Source organism: Bacillus sp. BPN334, assembly GCF_008368885.1.
GTDB classification, from domain to species: Bacteria; Bacillota; Bacilli; order Bacillales; family Bacillaceae_G; genus Bacillus_A; species Bacillus_A wiedmannii.
In genome coordinates, this window is sequence record NZ_QOZW01000001.1 from 135251 (window position 1) to 155238 (window position 19988).

At 33.1% G+C, this 19988-nt stretch carries 16 protein-coding genes and 3 pseudogenes; 16 read left to right on the top strand and 3 right to left on the bottom strand.

Annotated features, from left to right (window positions below; translation table 11 throughout):
- Positions 1-15: 15 nt before the first annotated feature.
- The 14 genes and pseudogenes from DN393_RS00690 to DN393_RS00755 all read left to right on the top strand — a co-directional run bounded on the left by DN393_RS00690 (position 16) and on the right by DN393_RS00755 (position 16190).
- On the top strand, positions 16-4029 hold the full coding sequence (locus tag DN393_RS00690; protein WP_149173195.1) for a TrbL/VirB6 family protein: 4014 nt from the start codon (positions 16-18) through the stop codon (positions 4027-4029).
- Complete coding sequence (locus DN393_RS00695; RefSeq protein ID WP_149173196.1) at positions 4026-6236, top strand: lysozyme family protein; 2211 nt, start codon at positions 4026-4028, stop codon at positions 6234-6236. Before DN393_RS00690 ends, DN393_RS00695 begins: the two co-directional genes overlap by 4 nt.
- A 16-nt stretch (positions 6237-6252) precedes the next feature.
- Complete coding sequence (locus DN393_RS00700) at positions 6253-6828, top strand: hypothetical protein (protein WP_149173197.1); 576 nt, start codon at positions 6253-6255, stop codon at positions 6826-6828.
- Positions 6829-6991: 163 nt separating this feature from the next.
- The gene (locus DN393_RS00705) at positions 6992-7375 is read left to right on the top strand and encodes a hypothetical protein (RefSeq protein WP_098828798.1); all 384 of its coding nucleotides are present in this window, start codon (positions 6992-6994) and stop codon (positions 7373-7375) included.
- Positions 7366-7671 carry a DUF2325 domain-containing protein gene (locus DN393_RS00710; protein ID WP_098560011.1) on the top strand — a complete coding sequence of 102 codons (306 nt, stop codon included), beginning with the start codon at positions 7366-7368 and terminating at the stop codon, positions 7669-7671. The genes DN393_RS00705 and DN393_RS00710 overlap by 10 nt, the downstream gene beginning before the upstream one ends.
- An 84-nt stretch (positions 7672-7755) precedes the next feature.
- On the top strand, positions 7756-8058 hold the full coding sequence (locus tag DN393_RS00715; RefSeq protein WP_149173198.1) for a hypothetical protein: 303 nt from the start codon (positions 7756-7758) through the stop codon (positions 8056-8058).
- A gap of 338 nt (positions 8059-8396) precedes the next feature.
- Complete coding sequence (locus DN393_RS00720) at positions 8397-9080, top strand: CPBP family intramembrane glutamic endopeptidase (protein WP_255449627.1); 684 nt, start codon at positions 8397-8399, stop codon at positions 9078-9080.
- 30 nt (positions 9081-9110) lie between these two features.
- A pseudogene (locus DN393_RS00725) lies at positions 9111-9335 on the top strand (HAD-IIIA family hydrolase); the annotation flags it as partial.
- A gap of 208 nt (positions 9336-9543) precedes the next feature.
- Positions 9544-10581, top strand: a complete 1038-nt coding sequence (locus tag DN393_RS00730; RefSeq protein ID WP_149173200.1) for a Kiwa anti-phage protein KwaB-like domain-containing protein — start codon at positions 9544-9546, stop codon at positions 10579-10581.
- Positions 10582-10613: 32 nt separating this feature from the next.
- Positions 10614-10889, top strand: coding sequence for a hypothetical protein (locus DN393_RS00735; RefSeq protein ID WP_149173201.1), 276 nt, complete (start codon positions 10614-10616; stop codon positions 10887-10889).
- 700 nt (positions 10890-11589) lie between these two features.
- Positions 11590-11997: a hypothetical protein gene (locus DN393_RS00740; protein ID WP_255449629.1), complete on the top strand. Its 408-nt coding sequence runs from the start codon at positions 11590-11592 to the stop codon at positions 11995-11997.
- A gap of 413 nt (positions 11998-12410) precedes the next feature.
- Positions 12411-13724 (top strand): SIR2 family NAD-dependent protein deacylase, encoded by a 1314-nt coding sequence (locus DN393_RS00745; protein WP_149173203.1) that lies wholly within the window; start codon positions 12411-12413, stop codon positions 13722-13724.
- Positions 13708-14199: a hypothetical protein gene (locus tag DN393_RS00750; RefSeq protein WP_149173204.1), complete on the top strand. Its 492-nt coding sequence runs from the start codon at positions 13708-13710 to the stop codon at positions 14197-14199. Before DN393_RS00745 ends, DN393_RS00750 begins: the two co-directional genes overlap by 17 nt.
- Positions 14196-16190, top strand: coding sequence for a coiled-coil domain-containing protein (locus DN393_RS00755; RefSeq protein WP_149173205.1), 1995 nt, complete (start codon positions 14196-14198; stop codon positions 16188-16190). The genes DN393_RS00750 and DN393_RS00755 overlap by 4 nt, the downstream gene beginning before the upstream one ends.
- A gap of 536 nt (positions 16191-16726) precedes the next feature.
- On the opposite strand, the pseudogene DN393_RS32590 reads toward DN393_RS00755, so the two are convergent.
- The 3 genes and pseudogenes from DN393_RS32590 to DN393_RS31820 all read right to left on the bottom strand — a co-directional run.
- Positions 16727-16807: pseudogene (locus DN393_RS32590) on the bottom strand (ATP-binding protein); the annotation flags it as partial.
- A gap of 31 nt (positions 16808-16838) precedes the next feature.
- Positions 16839-17303, bottom strand: coding sequence for a GNAT family N-acetyltransferase (locus tag DN393_RS00765; RefSeq protein WP_149173206.1), 465 nt, complete (start codon positions 17301-17303; stop codon positions 16839-16841).
- Positions 17304-17442: 139 nt separating this feature from the next.
- Positions 17443-17553 (bottom strand): annotated as a pseudogene (locus DN393_RS31820) (ATP-binding protein); the annotation flags it as partial.
- A 519-nt stretch (positions 17554-18072) separates the two neighbouring features.
- Between DN393_RS31820 and DN393_RS00775 the strand changes: the two are divergent.
- Together DN393_RS00775 and DN393_RS00780 are read left to right on the top strand one after the other, a co-directional pair.
- On the top strand, positions 18073-18603 hold the full coding sequence (locus DN393_RS00775; RefSeq protein WP_149173207.1) for an RNA polymerase sigma factor SigX: 531 nt from the start codon (positions 18073-18075) through the stop codon (positions 18601-18603).
- 3 nt (positions 18604-18606) lie between these two features.
- A complete protein-coding gene (locus tag DN393_RS00780) occupies positions 18607-19554 on the top strand; it encodes a DUF4179 domain-containing protein (RefSeq protein WP_149173208.1) in 948 nt (315 codons plus the stop codon).
- Positions 19555-19988 lie beyond the last annotated feature (434 nt).

Sequence of the window (19988 nt, forward strand, 5' to 3'; positions counted from 1 at the left end):
AAGGAAGGTGAAAATATGCTTGAGAAATTAATAGACTGGGTAGGAGGTTTAATTATTAGTTTAGTTAAATCATTGTTACTTCCCATTTATGAATTTATGGACACTCTACCAGTTTTGGTTTTTGGGTCGGAAAATGCAAATGTAGATTTTTTATTTTCCAATAATTCCTTGAATAATGTGTTAAATAATGGAATGCCTGTAATGTTTAAATTTGTCGCCTTTGCTATATTGATTAGTATAATTTATGCAGCTGCAAAGTATTCAGCGACATCAATTAATCCGTCGAATCGAACGGCATTAATTGAGTACTCAAAAGACCTAATGATTATCTCAATTTGTCTTTGGCATTTAGATTTCTTTTATAACGTTGTATTTGAATTTAATACATGGATTGTTTTGGAGTTCAAAGAGGCACTAAATTTCGGGAATGAAAATGCTACATTCGCATCTTCAGGATTACTGTATAGCGGTAATTCTCACAATAAAACAATTACAGAACTTGCTATGAAAGATCACAAAGATGATTATATGTTTATCGTCTTTGGGTTATTCATTGAAGCAGGTATAATGATTTGGGCGAATTTTTATTATTTAATGCGTGCTGTAACACTATATGTATTAATGTTAATAGGACCAGTTATGGTAGGGATGTGGTTGTTTCCTCAAAAGAAACAACAAACTGTATATTGGATTCGAGAATTTATAGGAGCAGTATTAATCCAAGCCATGCATGCGCTTCTCCTATGGGTCATAATTACACTTATCGGTGGTACTGAGAATCCGATAATAAGACTAATATTACTTGCATTATTTATCCCAGTTGGTGAAGTATTAAAAAGCTTCGTTGGTTTAAGTAGCATGTCAGTAGGGAACATAAATAAAGCAGGTACAATGTTGGGAATGGGTGCTTTAGCAAGCGTGGCAGGTATAGTGAAAGGTGCACGTGATGATTATAAAAATATAAAGATTAGTGATATAACTAATAAAATTGGTGAGAAAGAACAAAAAGAAGATGCTGATAATCCTAATAATGCGTTGGGAGCCAATTTAGGGACAGATGTTGGTACAACATCTCGTGCAGCTCGTATGTTAAAAGCAGGTCAAATTGGAAGTATGGTTGGAAAGGCAACGGGCGGACTCGCAGGATTAGCAATGGGCGCGGGACTTGGACCAGAAGGAATGGCAGTAGGAACATTTGCTGGAAGTAAAGCAGGTGGAGTTCCTGGTGCAGTAGCCGGAAGAACATTAGCAGCTGGACTTGAAGGAGTTACTAGTGCTGGGAAGCATATTGGTTCCAGTGTGAAGAAAGGTATAGACACGTATAAAGGGTTAAATGGAGAACAATATCCAGAGTTAACAGATGAAGATGTTGCACAAGACTTAGCTACGAAAGATTTTGAAAATTGGAAAGCGGATAATCCTGATTCTGCAGTTGCGAGTCGTTTAAAACAAGCATTCCCTGGTGCATCCGATGCAGAGATTGCAAAAAAAGTAGCAAAAACAAATAGTGATCAAATGTCTCATTTCAAAAATCAGCGAAAACAAGATTTACAAAATATGAAGAAAAATGCTACACCATATGGAAACGCTAGAGAATTAGTCAACGCTACGACTAACGCATTCCAAAAAGAATATGAGGCAGATCATAAAGATGCGTTTATGAGTCAATTACCAGAAAATATGTCAGCAGAAGAGAAAGAGAAAAAATGGAATGACCATCTGAACTCAAAAGTACAAGGATTTAGAAATCATGCAGAACAGGCGGCAACAAAAGCTGGTGCAATGCCAGTTGATGCGAAAGATAAGCAAGGGAACAACCTGTTTGATAAGTCCTATGTGAATAAAGATGCTTTTGCTTCTCAACTTGCACTTGGAAAAGTTGGAAAAGCAGTTGAAGGAGTAAAAGGAGAAACTCTAGAGAGTGGCCATCAAAATATGGGACAAGTAGACTCACTTGTGGGTGCGTCCACCGCTGCGTTTGAAAAGGCATATACTGCAGATCATAAGGCTGGATTCATGAAGCAATTCCCTGCAGATGTACCACAACAAGAAAAAGAGGTTGCATGGAACAAACACTTGAGTCAAAAAGTGCAAGGATTTAAAAATCATGCACAGAAAGCTGCCGAACAAGCAGGGATTGTGCAACAAAAAGATGGGACTAGCTATGCTAATAAGGAAGCTTTTGCTTCTCAGCTATCGCAACAATTACAAAGCAATCCAAATATAAATGCAATGGGTGTATCTAGTGTATCGGGCATTCAAAAAGCGGTAAATGGTGTAAAAACACATAGTTTAGCAAATGGATATGGAAATCAGAAACAAAAAGATGTAAGTAATGTCGGGAACTTAGTACAAGCATCTACAGAATCCTTTAAACAAGGATATGCAGCAGAGAACAAAGCAAACTTTATGAAGAACTTGTCTCCAACTATGTCTCAAACGCAAAAAGTAGAAGCTTGGCAATCTCACCTAAATGATAAAGGTAATGAATTTAAAGCAGTTGCTCAGCAAGCGGCGGTACAAGCGGGAGCAATGCCCGTACAGGCAAAAGATACGAGTGGTAATAGTCTACATAATCAATCGTATATTAATAAAGGTGCCTTTGCTTCGCAATTGACGAACGGTTTACAAAGTCATGCAAGTCTTGGAACAGTGAGTCAACAAGTAGGTTCTGGAATTACTAGTGCGATTCAAGGTGTTCGTTCACATGGTGTTGCGACAGGTGGTGCAATCAACAAAGCTGTGTTTGCAGCTACGCAAGCGCAAGCGAGTATGGCACGTGCAGGAAATCTGTCTGTTTCTGAAATTGAACGCTCGTATGCAGATGCATCAGCTAGTATAGCTAATATTTCGCAAAGTGCTGGGAAAATGACGATTCCAACTTCAACAGTGGGACGTATGACACAGCAAAGTAAGATGGTTGGTGTAAGTATGATGGAAGGTGCCAAACATCTTGTGCATACAAAAGGTATGGAAAATGTATCACAAGCATACTTTAATGCGTCTAGTGCTGTTCAGAAGGCTGGTGGAAATGCAGTACAAAGAGTGATGAGTGGAACTGCAGCTGCCGTTCATACTTCGTTAGGAGGTAATGCAGCAGAACGCCATTACAATGTGACAAAAGGATTAAGCTATGCAGCAGGTGTAATTGGTGGTGCAGGTGCTTACCAAGCTACTGCACGTATGGTAAGTAAACATAATCCTTATAACAAAGCTGTTCAAACAGAAGCAAAAGAAATTCAAGAGATTCAGGGAATGGTACCAACAACAGATGCTACTGGAAAGCAATCGGTTGCTCAAGGTGCAGTACGTCTTGTGACGACAAATAATAAATCATGGATTGAAGCAAAGGATTCCAGCGGTATGACGCAAGTTGTATCCCGTTATGGTAGTGGAGATAGTAGTATTCGTTCTGGACAAGTTGTATATCAAGATTTAAATATTTCAGACGGTCAATTAACACAGTATCGTAATGGTATGAAATCGACGCCAGCGTATATCCAAGACTCTAGTGGTGGAAAAGTTAGTGTCAATCGTTCTATCAATATTAATCCAAATCAATTGGTAGGCAATCAAAATCAAAGACCTTTACAACAGAAACCAACATTTAGTGAACCGCCAATTACAGTAAATCATAAGGTAGACAATGGGAATTTTTATATGTCTGACTTAGATCAAGGTGGTTATCAAAATGTACAAATGGTGGTAGAAAGAGATCGTAGTTATATGGTTGCTACCACAACAGACGGTACGGTTTCACGTATTTCACCATTTGGAAAAGGTGATACACGCTTACAAACAAACCAAAGAATTGAAAGAAGTTACGATGTAAAGGATAGCGGTATTAAACCAAGAGAAGAAATTTTAGTAACACATACACAGGAAGAAGTAGTACGTACAGAGACCCAGCTGAATTTATCAGAACACGACCCACAAAACCTGATTCCATTTGCGCCAAACCCTCGCTTAGCACAGCGAAGAAGAAGGAATAATAATGAAAATGGAAAGTATGGTGTGACAGGTCTATGAGTCAAAATCCTAACGATCCAAATGAACAGAAAAAAAGCAACCCTTTAAAAGACGCAACTTCCCATTTTATTAAGAAAAAAGGGATGAAAGCAAGCGGGAAAATGGCAAAAATGGCAGGAAAAGCAGGAAGGGCGGCAGCGAAAGCTGCTGCCAAACTGCTAAGAGCTGGTGTAGTGAAAATTGTGGGAGCTATTGTGGGAGCCGTAGGATTACCTGCTGCTCTCATTATGGCTCTTATTATTACTGTATGTGTTATTTTAGCATCTTTTGTACCATTTACCGATGATGAAAGTAAAACAGAAGAACAAGTGAAAAAGTATATGGAAATTTCAATGGCGCTAAACGTAGACTGGAAAGAGGTTGTCGCTTTTGACATGGCGCGGTTTGATAATGATTTGACTGGTAAAGATCCGCATGATGCTATATCATATTTCTTGGATATCCAATATGAAGAATATACAGAAAAAGAGGTATGCGAGGCAGGGCCAAATGGCCCTTGTGAAAAAAAGAAAAAGGAGATGCAAAAAACAAAATCAGAAAGTTATTCCGGACCAGATGTAAAAAAGATATTGGGAGATACAGATTTTAAGAAAAAAATAGATGAAATTAATGCAAGTGGTAGTAAAAAAGTAACAGTTTCTTCTCATGGATTAGAAAAAGCGATGGAGCTCGCAAAGTTTAGTGAGAGTCAAAAAGATCGCGCCCGTGAGATACTAGCAGCAGGGATGTTAGAAGGAATGTATGGACATCTTGCACCAACTGGTGGATTTATTGGCGGTATGTGTGTAGGTGCAGTGAGTCCAGGAGGAGAACCTGTCAATATTAATGAAAAAGTAACCGGATATCTTCCTAAAATTAAAGAGATGGCAGAAAAACATGGTGTCGCTGAATATGTTGGTATTCTGGCAGCTCAAATGATGCAGGAATCAGCTGGAGCAGGTAATGACCCGATGCAATCATCAGAGGGACATTATGGAGACTTAAGTCCATCTTGTATAGGTGTAAAAGGAAATGCACGTATGGGGTGCATAAAAGATCCGAATATTTCTATTGAAGCAGGTGTATTGGAATTTAAAGATGTGTTAGGACAGGCGAATGGAGATATAGCTCTTGCCCTGCAGTCCTATAATTTTGGCTCAGGCTTCATTAGCTATGCATTAGCAAAAGGTGGTTATTCAGAGGAAACAGCCATTGAATTCTCAAGAAGTAAGGCACATTTAAATCCGGGTGGTTGTTCTGATCCTAATAACTTCCGAACCAAAGTAGGAGCGTGTTATGGGGATTATACCTATGTTACTAAAGTTTTGAAATTTTACAAAGATTTAGGTTGTGTGGCGTCTGGAGATGGTGAATGGATTTCTGATAAAGGTTGGAAATGGCCAACAAAATCAGGTCGTATTACAGATACATTTGATGCGGTTCGTAATGGAAAACAACATAATGCAGTAGATATTGGGGCGATGACCGCCGGAAAAGCTGGGGACCCCGTATGGTCGATGGAAGCGGGTATTGTAACAAACCAAACAGGAAATGTAAACGGTGGTGGTCTAGGTGTCTATGTAGACCATGGAAATGGTATTGTATCTCGTTACTTACATTTGAGTAAAATATCAGTTGCACCTGGAACTATGGTGACAAAAGGACAAATAATTGGGGAGATGGGCGGTTCTAACTATGATAAAAATACTAGTCTCCTTAATATGAGTGGATACGCTGTCCATTTAGATTTCCAAATTCGTATTAACGACCAGCCAACAGATCCAATGAAATTCTTTAAGAAAAATGATGATCCAGAACTATCATCTGGTGGTTCTCCTACAATGACAAACGCTAAACGACAAAAGGTACTGGAAGAAGCGAAAAAATGGCTAGGGCAAGGTAAAGTCAGATATGTATTAGGGGATCGTAACCCACCAGGTGGTACTTCAGATTGCTCAGGATTTACGCAGTATGTCTTTAGAACAAGTATAGGTGTACAACTTGGAGATTGGACAGGTGCTCAAGTCGGACAAGGTAAACAAGTACTAGATATTAATCATGCCCAACCAGGCGATCTTATATTCTTTGAAAACCCAGGACATGTTGCAATTTATATGGGAAATCAAAAAATGATTCATATCGGTGATAATAAAGGTGTACAAATTACAGGTCTAAACTACACAGCAAGAGGTCAACATATGACACAAATTCGTAATGTTATAGACTGATTTAGGATGTGAGAAAATGAAGAAGGTAATGAATGTGTTAGCAAATCTTCCACAAAAGTACATAGTTATACTTGGAATCATTGTGCTAGTGCTAGGTGTTGCTGCTTATAATACTGTGCATCGTTACATGATGAAATCACAAGAGCAGAAGGAAGAACAAGTAAATCAAGATGAGATAGAAATGCTTGGAGATAAACCAAAGGGGTTTGATACAAAAGAAGAGGAATATATCGCGAAAACAAAAGCAGTAGAAGATTTACTAAGAAAAATTTCTAATAGTAGCTTTGATGTTCCTTATTTGTTTACAAAGGCTGGATTTGGTATTGAGCCAATGAAAATGACAAGTAATGAGCGTATGCTTGCTACAGAAGCTGTACAACGATACTTCCTGCAGGGAGATAAATTCTATAATGCTCGTATTATAAAAATAGAACGTGGAAAAAAAGTAGATACCTTTCACATTGAAATTCAAATTCAACAAGTGAATTTCCTTGAACCACGTCAATTTAAAATACAAGTAAATCGATATGCGCAAATTGTAACACCAATTGAACAAATACCACACGGACAAGAAGAAGTACCTGTTGATTAATTGAAAAATGAGGGTTGTGTATATACAAACACAGCCCTTTTAAAAAAATTAAAGAGTACCTAAAAATATTTATTGAATATTAATAATTTTCTGATATAATAAAAGCATGGTTAAATAAAATTTATATATATCAGTGAAGTGAAATAGATGTGGAGGTAAAAATATGAGAATGTTATTTGGGACAGCAGCAAACTATTTTGCTGGATACTCTTCAGGTAGAGGATCGGGATTTTTAGGGACATTATTCGGATGGGCCTTATTAGTGGGTAGTGGATACTTGTTAATTACCAATTGGGACAGTATTACAGTTTGGATGCATGGTTTAGATATTGTAACAGGATTAGATGGGTATGAAGACATGAGTAATGGATTTATATTTATCTGCTTGATTGTAAGTGCTTTTATCTTCATGCTATTGTTACCGGTTTTCGCAATCGTATTAATAGTGGGTGTGGTATTTTTAAATATTGTCATTTGTACAATCGTATTATTGGTATCACCAAGTACATATAAAAAAAATAAAGATGTGGAGAGTGAATGGAAATGAGTACAATTCTAGTTTTAGGTGGTTCAAATGGTAGAACATTAGAGAAATTAGCGAAGAAAAGAGATTGTCATGTGATTTTTCATGATGGAAAAAACCATGGTGGTGTAAAGAAGACGTTTCGTAGTGTCATAAAAAAATGTGATGTTATTGTAGTGCAGAAAGGTGCATGTGGTCATGTGTCTATTGATGTAGCAAAAGAATACGCAAAGAAGTATGATGTCCCGCTTTTGTTTAATCAAGGGTTTGGAGGAACAGGCGCGTTAGAGATTGGATTAAAACATTTGCAAGCAGCATAAGTTCAGTAGTAGGGAATTTGTTTTGAATGTATAATCATATAATCCTTATATAAAAATTATAAATTTAACATTGGAGGAATTAGAATGCTATCTTTACCAGAACAAAGTATTAAATGCTATTTGAATGCTGATTTAAATGGACAATTAGAATTAGATACGAAAGAACCACAAGTTGCCGATATAGACTTTGACATTCTCTACATGTTTTCTGTCGAGGGGATTTACTATCCTGTTAATAAAGATAATGTACTAGCCTACTTTTATGATGAGTTTTTTGACGAATACTTGGTAATAAAAAAGGGATTTTATAGTGATTGTAATTGGAAACATCCTGATGAAAAATTTTGGAAAGTTCAACAGGAATGGGATTTAATTAACCCTTTATAAGTTAAACAAATATTTATTAAAGAGAGTGTACATCAAAATGGTTATGTTATAGTGTGGCATGATATAAATGACTAACTTAATGAAATTTGAATTTCATAGGAGATTAGGTGGAAAATGCATTTATTTTATAAGTTAGATATTGATATAAATACTAATAGAACGATGGAGAAGAATATCGTATCTACTTTGAAACAAATAGAGTTAACGATAGTGAAGAGGACTTTGTAATGTATAAACCTACAGGTATATATATAATTCTTAAAGAAGAATAGAAAATACTATTCAAAATTACAATTTTTAATAATATACGGATTTAAATGAAGGGTGAATATAATATAATGAATAATAGTAATTTACATAAATCAGGTTATATCATACTCATATATGTTATAATGACTCAATTTGTTGGAATTATAGGAGTACAATTACTAGCGAAGACAGGCTGGTATGATATTCAGGGGAATCAACAGCAAGCAATTCAGCAGCTACTGGTTCATTGGGAACTAATAGGATTTTCACTCATATTAATATTCACTTTTCTTATATATAAGAAAGAATTAATGGAAGATTCGAAGCTATCGATTAAATTTTCAAAAGCATCGTTCGGTTGGATTTTAGTAGGAATAGTTGCAGTATTCTTAGCACAGACAATTGGTAGTATTTTGGATAAAAGTATATTTCACTTAACTACACAATCAGTAAATACATCAAGTAATGTTGAATCTGTAGCCATTTCTCCTCTTGCCCTAGTATCAATTGTAATTCTTGCTCCACTAGTTGAGGAGCTTGTATTTCGTTACGCGGCCATAAATATATTAAGCCGTAAATTTAATAAAATTGGTTGCATATTAATTAGTTCATTGTTTTTTTCTATCATGCATTTTGATTTTCCTTTTGTATTTGGATATTTTCTAATTGGACTTGTACTCTCAGCGATATATGTGCTTTCTAATAGGTTGCTAGTATCATTTGTCGTTCATGCTAGTATGAACTTAATAGTTATTATACTTCAGATTTTTTGATAGAAATTTAGTAGGTAAGGAGAGATTAATATGGCGAAAAAGAAAGCAATATTTTTAGATCGTGATGGAGTAATCAATCAAGTTCTTACAGAACGCGTTAAATTTGTAAATAAACCAGAAGATATTTACCTGCTACCTGGTGTAGCTGATGCAATTGCTATATTTAATAGAAAGGGGTATATGGTCCTAGTCGTTACGAATCAGACAGGTGTCGGATTGGGATATATGACTCAAGAAGAGCTCTGTGATTTGAACCATAACTTTGCCATTTTGGCAAGGTTATGGTTCTTTTTGTTTGCAGCAAAGTTATGCTTCATAAAAAATGTGATAGATATTCCATAAATAACATGATCTCTCTTATGTCAATTTTAATGAAATATATTTTGGTTTGTTATAAAATAGTAAGTGGAAAGAAAAGGATATTATTTTGTTGTTAAAGTGATAAAAATTAAAGGTGGTAAATATGGGAATTAATACAAATGAACATCCTATTAATAGATTTATAAATTTAACATCTGAACAATTGAAAGAATCTATAGATGAAAAGAACCTACAAATATCTTTTTTTGTTGTAAAAAAACAAAAAAATGCAGATAATTATTACCATGCCAAAAAATTAGCATTAGCTGAGGAATTAGGTTTATGGTTAATAGAACATATTATTTCACAATTGAAATCTTTTAAAGGGGAGAATGATCAATTTATTATTAGCGAGTATAATTTTGAAATTCAAAAGAATGCTACCTTAGCAAAGCTTCATGTGCAAAATATTGAAAATTTGGTATCAAGATTTAATAATCTACATGAATCTTTGGATCATGATGAATTGTTACAGTGGCAACAATCGAATTTCCAATATATTAAGTTATCATTCGAAGGAAATACATTTTATTTTAATTTTTATCGGGCACCTAAAAAATCTAGTCAAAAGAGAAAATTCGCCTTTTTTAGTTCTAATGAATGGAATATAAAAGAGCAACCTGATTTAGAAGTAGGGGGAGCAATTAGCTTTTTTGTTGTTGGTGAAAATATTTACATTAATAACTTGAGAAACTTTGAATATGCATTTGATTATAGTGATCATATTAATGCTCGAAGAGATGAAAATCTAAATGCCATTACTTCTTTAGATTTATTTCAAGGCGCAGATTCCAACAAGGAACAATTTATGGTTAAATGTAAGAAATATATCTACTCAAGATCTTTAGCACAGATATCTCAACATACGCTGGGGGCTTTAGAAGAAAATTTTGAAGAGAGATGTGAAGATTTAAAACAAATAAAGCAAAGATTTGATGAATTGAGAGAAGAATCAGAAAAACAAGAGATGAAAGAGCAGTTTAAAGAGATATGGTCATTATATGATTTTATTGATTTGAATAACAAAAAGATAATCTATAATGAAGAACAAGAGCCCACAACATCGATTCACTTTTTTGCAGATAAGATTGTGCGTTCATTCTTAACCGATGAATTTAAAGTTGCCCTTGCTTATGAATAAATTTTTGATGATAAATTGGGAGGGTGTTACTTGTGTGGTCAAAAAAAGAACAATTTCTCCTATGGATACTGGCTTATTTACCACTAATGGGAATATTTTTGTTAAAGTTTGCATTAGAAAATAAACTTATTCCTAGTTCTTTACAAGTTATATGGGGGAAGATTCCGCACACTTCAGAAAAAGTTACAGAATTAATCTATGCAATTATTATAGTAGTTTTGGGATCACTTTTAGGTATTTTAATAACGAGAGGTGCTTTGAAAAAAGCTAAAAATTCAACTAGTAGCATTAGTGAAGTATATATATAAATATGCCAAACCGCGGGCGGAACACTATTCCTTTTTCTTAATAACAATGTTACTCCCTCTTTTTTCCCTAGATGTAAAATCAGTCACAAACTTATCTGGAGGTTTATTGATACTTGGAATTATTATTCTTATCTACGTAAAAACTGATTCAATTAGCACAAACTCCTTATTTTTTGTAACAGATAGGAGTGTGTTTCAAGCCGAAATTACTAATACCTCTGGAAGTGAAAATCGAAGAAAAGTGTTTCTGATATCCGAAGATGAATTTTTAGACTTGAATGATAAGTTTATACTACAGCATCTTGTTGGTGATGTTTATTACATTGTTTCTAGAAGATAAAATGATGATTCTCTTGTTAAGGTTAGAAATAAAAGTTTAAGCTAAGTGCACCGATGCATATAAAGGGATATAATTCATATTTGTTACAGAGGATCTTTCAAGACAAAGGAAGTTCCTTTTTTTATTTGAGATTTTATAATTAAAAAAGGATGCATGCATTTATTATTTAAAAGTAGATGTAGTTACCATTGTAAAATCTTATATTTCGTATAATATAATGTTATTATGTTATTTTATTTATTATTTTTTAGGAGATGACTAATTGTGGTTGTTTTTTGTTATTATTCAATTTTGTATTTTTGTACTGTAATGTTCGGAGTTCAAATTATTTATTTTGCAGAACCATTCTTTACAATTTTTATGGCTCCAGATTCAATAGAGATATTTATTTGTATGCTGATAATGTCTAGTGTACTGTCAATTATACTATCAATAATTTTACACTATATTTATCTTTGGATTTATGATTCAGAAACATTTTTAAAACGATTTTATCAGGTTCACTTTTTTGCTACGTACATTTCAGGAGCATTTTCACTAGTAATGGTGGGAGAAACAACTTTAAAAGCATGGGGATTTAAAATTGTTACAGTTGATGGTAATACCAAAGTTACTTATCTTATATTACTTTTTATTGCGCTATCCAATAATGCTTTTTATAAAGCTTTTGAAAGTACTATTGTTGAAAAACTCGAATTCAGAAGGGGGAAAATGAAAAATAGAATCAAAAAGATAAAGAATAAATTAGGTTATTTTAAAGGTGCATAAATTAGAGGGGGAATATTAAATCTACAGATAGGTATGTCGTAAAAGGCACTTTATACAGAATTTCTAACTCTTTATAACTAATAGACTTTCACGGTATAAGCTCTTTATATTCATAAATGTTATTAATATCTAATGTCCTATAGTCATCTGTATTTCTTCTATAATTTCTAAACCGAGTTCTTTAAATTTATATATTAAATTTAGAAATTCATTGTTTAAGGATGTAGTAAGTGTATTTCTAATTTTCAAGTAATGTAAATAAACCCGAAATAAAAGCAGCGTGTTTGATAAGAAAAACCATACTATATGGATGAAAATGGTACTGTTTGATAGAATAGATGTAAATATATTAAGAAAATGTTGCAAATATTTTTAGAATAAAATTAGAGCTGAATATAGAAAGGGGCGGTTGTATGGAGGGGAATTTGAAGCAATTAAAAGAAGCTTATCATGAAAACAAAGTAGTTCCTTTTATCGGGGCTGGATTATCAGTACCCTTCAATATCCCGACATGGGGAGATTTGATAAGAGATATTACTGATGAATATGCTAAAGGTAAAATCGAGGTACTACTACGAAGCGTTGTTGATTGGCATTTAGAGAATAATGATTATTGGGGCGCGATTGATCAAATAAAGAAATTTGCACATCTAGTGGACCAAGATATTCAAAAAATGATTGTGAAATTAATCAAACAACATAAAACAAATGTAGAAGATGATAATTTACATAATTATTCAGATTTGGCTAAGATGAACTTTAAACTCCATTTAACAACAAATTATGAAAATCTATTATATGAACATATAAAGTGTGATAATCTTCCAATTCTACTCAAGGATTTAGATTTTAGTTCTCAAGATTTGTATGATGAAAAACGAATTTGTCATCTTCATGGATTTACATCTAATTTGGGATCAATTGTTATTAGTAAAAGCGGCTATGAGACACTTTACAGTAATGAAAAGTACGGGGAGTTATTAAAAGCGGTTACAAGTAGCAAAAATTTGTTATTCATGGGTTTTTCTTTTGATGATAAATTTGTAAGTGATTTAATTAAGGATTACAAGCAGTATCTTAATGGGACGCATTATATCCTTCTAGCTAATCCTACTCAAGAAAGAATAAAAGAATTAAGAGATAAATATGGTTTAATCACGATCCCATATGAAACACAAGGTTCTACACATGTGCTTGAGATAAGAAGGATACTGAATCAAATGGCTGAATCAAATTTGAGGAATACAAATGGAGATTCTAATGATTCAAATGGCACTACTACCAGTTCTGTTGTTCTCGGAGCAAGATTAGCGGACTTTAAAAAAGATGTAAAAGGTAACTTGTTTTACAAAAAACTAAAAATAGAAAATATCGATGAGTCTCTTATTGAATTAAGTTCAATTTTCTATGTGGCATCAGAGCAATACATACGAGCATTGAAACAAGCAGGGATGTCTATAGATATTATTGATGCAATATTGGGTAAAGTATTCACAAAATATAAAGAAAAGTATGCGGATACATACAAGAAGTACGGGGATAGTGATCAACTATTAACAGTTGTGCATGGAAGTTTAGAAGAGTTTAATTTTGGAAGATATGCTGTGTTTTTTGAAGATAATCAATCAGATGAAAACGAGAATAGAGGGTTAATTCATCTTTTGGCTGAGGATGAAACAATGGGTATTTGGTGGGGGGATGAGCGGTTAGATGAGCAATCTAATTAATAAAATCACAGTGGTCCCTCCGTCAATTGAACTTTTATTTAATAACGAAAAGTTAGATTTAATGAAAGTACTATGTCTAATGTATGCTTTTAAATTAAAGAGCAAGAAACGTAGAAAAGTTTCGGAAATCATGTTCTATTATAGTCTTGTCAATTTTGATTTAATTAAACTATTTGAAGACAGTGAAGAACATAAAATGGGTATAATACCATCTCCCAATTTATATTTTCGTTTCCAGACTAAAATTAATCAAATACTTTTGAATATGTCGCACCTAAAATTTATAAATCTGCAAGGTGACTTAACTAAAAAGTTAGGTGACATAACAGTGCAATTGAATTCAGAAGGCGCAGCAGCTTTTGAAGAAGTTGATTCAGTATTCTTCTCTAATCTAAAAGTAGAGTATACAAAAGCCTTTGAAAAAGTGAAGTTTTCAGCTGGTAATATGCAAATAATAAGGGGGGTGCGAAAGTGAGCAGTATATTTATTAAAAAGTTAATTGTTCAAGGCACGTCATATAAGCGCACTATACGTTTTAACGAAGGTCTTACCATTATAAGTGGTGAGAAAACATCAGGAAAATCCTTAATTCTTAGCTTGATTGATTACTGTTTAGGTAAGAGTGAGAAAATCGATTTAAAAGTTCAAAAAGAATTGAATATACATTGCGATCAAATTTTTATTGAATTAAAAATTAATGATGAAATATTTACATTCAGCCGTTTGTTAAAAAAGAAGCAAAGTAATATCAGCATATATTTCTGCGCCTTTGAGGATATAGAAGGGTATACGCCAAAGATCGTAACGATAAGTGAAGCGATGCACTTTCTTATGACAAAATTAAATATTAATGAATATAAAATAATTAAACATCAAAAACATAGTACAAAAAAAGAACTACAAATCGTATCTTTCCGAGATATTTTTAGATATGTGTATATAAATCAGCATGCACTCGGAACAAAGGATTTTTTAGAAAATAAAACTACGTTTAAGAGAAATAAAAATCCGCATGCTTTTAAACTGATATTTGGCCTAGTGGAATCTGATAAAGATGCATTAAAGGAGAAATTGGTGGATACACAGAATAAAATTGAAGATGCATATAAGGTAATAGCTGGATTAAATTTATATTTAAAAGACAAGGATGCTGAAGATTTCAATGTTTTATCCGCTAAATACAATAGGATTAAGAAAGATATTGAAAAGCAGAAAAAAGAAAAGAAAACAATTATAGAAAGTAGTAAATTGAATAATAATAGTGAAAATGAACTGTATATTAAGCTAAAAAAGGATTTAGAAGAGATTGCTAACCAAATAGTTGAATATCAACGGAATAAAAGACAATTGTTAATGTCTATAAACTCTAAAAAATTGTTAGTGGAAGAATATAGAGTTGAAGAAAAAGAAGTAGATGCGACATTGGAAATAAATTATACGTTAGTGATACCGGATCAAAATATTGAATGTCCTCTATGCAATTCAACCGTTTTAATTCATGAGAAAGAAGAAGTAAATCAAAGTACGAATACAGAAAAAATGTTAAGGAAAGTAAAAAAAGAAATAACCGATAAAATAAATCTGGTCAAAAATTTAATTAATGATGATATGAAGAGTATTGAAGGTATCGATGTACAAATAGAGAGATTGTCGAGAAAACAAGATATTTTGAATGAAGCTATTGTTGAATTCGTTAAAGAGACAGATGTTCCGTTCCTCTCCCAAATCGATAGTATAAATAGCTTGTTAAATCGTTTAATTAAAGATCATGAAATAGTTAAAGAAGGGATACGAATTCATCGGAAAATTGATGAAAAACAAAAGGATATTACCAATCTGGAGACTACTGCGACACGACTAGAAGGTGAAATAGCAGCACTAAAAATAAGTGATAAGGATCGAGAAACTATTTTTGATTTTTTAAACACAGAGTATCAAAACTTTATGACAAGACTAAAGTATGATACAAATGGTGAAACCTTTATCCACCCTGAACAATATATTCCATATTATGAAGGTGCAAGTGTTTATGCTCATGAAAGTGGAGGTCTGTTGGAGTGTATGCAGCTATCATACTTAGGAGCAATTTTAAACAGTAAATCCGAAGGATATGCTTCTGGACATCCTGGACTTTTATTGTTAGATTCAATTAGTAAATATGTAGGTACTTTGAAAAAAAGTGAGAAGAAAGAAGAACAGGATGGGAATCAACAGCAAAATCTGGTTCAGAAATCTGCTGAAGATCAAACTAAAATTGAAGAAAAGAATTTGATAAATGACCCAGAAGTATACGAAGAATTTTATAAAATATTGATTGAGTTAAGTACTTATCATCAAATCATCCTCGTAGAAAATACACCGCCAGAAAAATTTAATAAGTACATAAAGTATGTATTTTTAAAAGGGAAAAAGGGTTTAATTAATCCGGAAAAAAATGAATTTACAGAGGGAGATGAAGGTTTGTGACCATAAACAGGTTAGGGCAATGGCACACATTCCTTTCTCTCTTAATATTATCATCCCTTTCAAGCTTTCTATAAGGATTTAGTTGATTATGCTTGAGTAACTACAAAATTTGATTTTACAATATTAATGTGAGTTTTATAACATTCAACCAATGCTCCCCTGTAAATAACCAACTGTTTTTTATTATTGGACGAGTGATGTTGAACTTGGTAAATGTTATTTTTATACTTAAAAATAAAAACACCTAATAATTTAAAGATGTTTAGGTGTTTTTATGTTGCCCTTTATATTTGAAAATTTATGTTTTGAGAATTAAGATGTGTGTGTAAATTTAAAATTGTGATATTTATAAAAAATATGCGATGCTTTGAAGCAATTATAGCCGTTCTAATGGTATCAAAATAAAGTTATATAAACTATCATTTCTAATTTCATTTTTATCTTAGCTTGATAGTGATCGGGTACCGCTGTTTTGTGCAAGCAACAATCCCTGAAAAATGCAGAAAAAATTCCAGAGGCGCGCAGCTATTTTTTAAAATGTTAATTTTGGTATTTCCAGAAGATAAAGCATTTCGCAAATGATAACTTTCACCTGTGAATGCAATGATATGAGCATAGGTCCCCTTTTAATACTTATAAATAGCTTTCTTAAATGGATTTCATCATATCTATATTTGTAATTTCATAGCCTAACTTTTCATATAATCCACGAGCAACTTTGTTATGACCAAAAACATGAAGTCCAATTTTTTTCATTCCTAATTCTTTAGCAATCACTTCAATTTCTTTCATTGCCTTTTTACCATATCCTAACCCTTGATATTGCTCAAAAATAATAAAGTCATAAATAACACCTTCCTCATTACTTGTAGGCGATTTTTGCGCAATCCAAATCATTCCAACTAGATTTTGATCATGAAAGATAGAGTATAAATAATTGTACTCCGTTTTTTCACCTTTTGGTAACAGCTGATCAAATTCTATTTTGGACAAGTTAACAGCTTCATCTTCACTCCAATTTCCAGCAGCAACCTTCTCTTTCGCATAATCTTCAATCTCATTCTCATAATAACGCTGAAACTCCTCTTCGGCCATAGGCTTTAGTGTAATCACGTATTTCCCCTCCCGCTATGTTAATTATTCTTTATTTTAAATTTTTAATCTGAGGCGTGCAAGCAACAATCCCTGAAAAATGCAGAAAAAATTCTAGAGGCGCGCAGCTATTTTTTAAAATGTTAATTTTGGTATTTCCAGAAGATAAAGCATTTCGCAAACGATAATTTTCACCTGTGAATGCAATGATATGAGCATGATGGACCAAACGGTCCACCAATGCAGAAGTAAGCCGGTTATCACCAAATAGGGATCACCATACATGCCCATCAACTTAACATTTTGAAGTATCCCCCAAACAAAAAAATTGCACTGTTAAAGGTAAATATAGAGCTAGAATGTAGGTTATTAAGAATTAATAATTATTAAAGTAGAAGATTTTAAGAATGTTTTAACCTGGCTGAATGAAGGTTCGTTTATTTCCCCCTTAAGTTGATGGGCATGGGGTCACCTTATCAAAAAAAGAAAATTGTACGTTTGGACATAATTTGGACGCATTTCAGCCGGTTCCCTGTACGTTAAGGAACCAGATACTTACTTTTTTATATATTTTTTTCTCGTAATGGTCTTAGATTATTAAAATTTGTTTTTTTGGTTTAAACTATACAAATAATCTAAGAAACCAAAATGATTTTAATTTTTGCATTCATCTGATTGAAAGATGAATGTTTTTTTGTACATATAAAAAATAAGAATTTTTGTCACAAAAATCATTAATTCGGGTTCTATATAATACAGGCATCAAAATGAGAGTGAGGGTTTAACCGATATGTTTAAGATTAAAAAGGAAGAAAGGCCTGTTTCGGGTGTGACATTTGAAGATTTGTTTAAACAAAACTATGTGTACGTGGTGAAACAGATTGTTTGGATTGTCAAAAACCAGACGATTGCTGAAGAATTGGCACAAGAGGTATTTTTACAGTTATACCGCAACAATTGGAAGGAGATTGAGAACCTATCTGGATGGCTACTAAAATCTTCTACTTTTGTAGCTTATAAGTATTTACGATGTGAAAAACGACATCAGGCGAGAGTAGATAAAACCATACAATATCATGAAGTACAGCATATTTCTTCCCTAGATGATGACTGGATTAGAAAAGAAGAAATTACAAAAGTACAATTGGCGCTTAGTGAAATGAATGAGAAAGATCAAACCATTTTATTAATGAAATTTTCTGGTTTTCAATATAAAGAAATTGGCGAAGTTCTTCAAATCGACATATCTTCTATTGGAACATTATTAGTCCGAGCCAAGCAAAAATTTCGTAAGATTTATCAACAATTAGAGGAGGCGTAATAAATGAATTGTTATGATATGGGATTTATTCAAGCATATATAGACGGTGAATTATCTGTTGGGACAAGAAAAGAATTCACAAAACACATAGATACTTGTAGCGCATGCCAAGAATTATTACTGGAAATCATCAAATTAAATCAATGGGAAGATGTCAAGTTAGAGGAAGCAACAGTACATTCATCAAAAGAAATCGAGATTGATGTTGACCAAGCGTGGAAAGTATTTGAAAGTCACGCAAAATCAGAAAATGTTTCTTATATCAATGAAAAAATGGAACCGAAGAAGGGATTGTTTACAAATATGAATAAAAAATCAAAACGTTTCATGTATACTGCAGTAGCGGTAGGAGGGCTTTTTGCTACAGCCATGATTCCACAAGTTCGAGTTGCAGCTACAGATGTAGCCTCTTATTTTTCCAATGCAATTTCAAATGATAGGATTATTGAAGAAGGAAGAGACGTTACAAAAGGTCAATTTATTCCTATTGATGAAAAGATTACAGATCAAGGTGTTACAGTACATCTGAAAGAATTATATATAGCGGATGCACGTATATCCGTTCATTACAAAATTGAAAAAGAAGATGGAAATGTAGTACCGTTTGAATTTGATACAACAGGGTTAGAACTTAAAGATGACGGAAAAGTAAACGGTCAACAAGAAAATAACCCCGAGTATAAGAAAAATGGGTACTTCGGACAATTAGCATTTATTCAAGGAACAAATGATGGGCCATTCGAACTAAAGGCATCAGGTGTAGCATTAAAGGAAATTGGTATTCGTTTTAAGGATAGACCTGAAGGCGTCATCACATTTATCGAAGGTCCTAAAGGAAAAGATTCTTTCAAACAACCGCTCACGTTAGATGTACACATAAACAGAATTGGAAAAGTATCTGGGTCTTGGAAAACACAACTTAAAATTGACCCTACCAAATTAAAAAAATAAAGTAAGTTCAAATGAAAAAAAGAATAGAACGATGTGTTTCCAATACCATGCTTATATTCTTCCTTGTGTTACTTGCATTTATTTCATACATGATTTCTACTATATCTTTTTTAATTTCATAATCATAAAAAGGTAGTAAAGTAAGTAGCCGGTTCCTTAACGTACAGGGAACCGGCTGAAATGTGTCCAAATTATGTCCAAACGTACAATTTTCTTTTTTTGATAAGGTGACCCCATGCCTATCAACTTAGGAAAACAAGTTACCCCCAAAACGATAAAAATGAGGCTTATTACCATAAAAGATACAAAAATCTTCGTTCTAGGGGCTTCATAACAGAGTTTGTATCTCTCTACAGTTAGTTATGAGAATTCAGTTCATTTTTTTATTTTGAGAAGCAATATATTTTTTAACCTGATAGTAATGTGACGGCTTC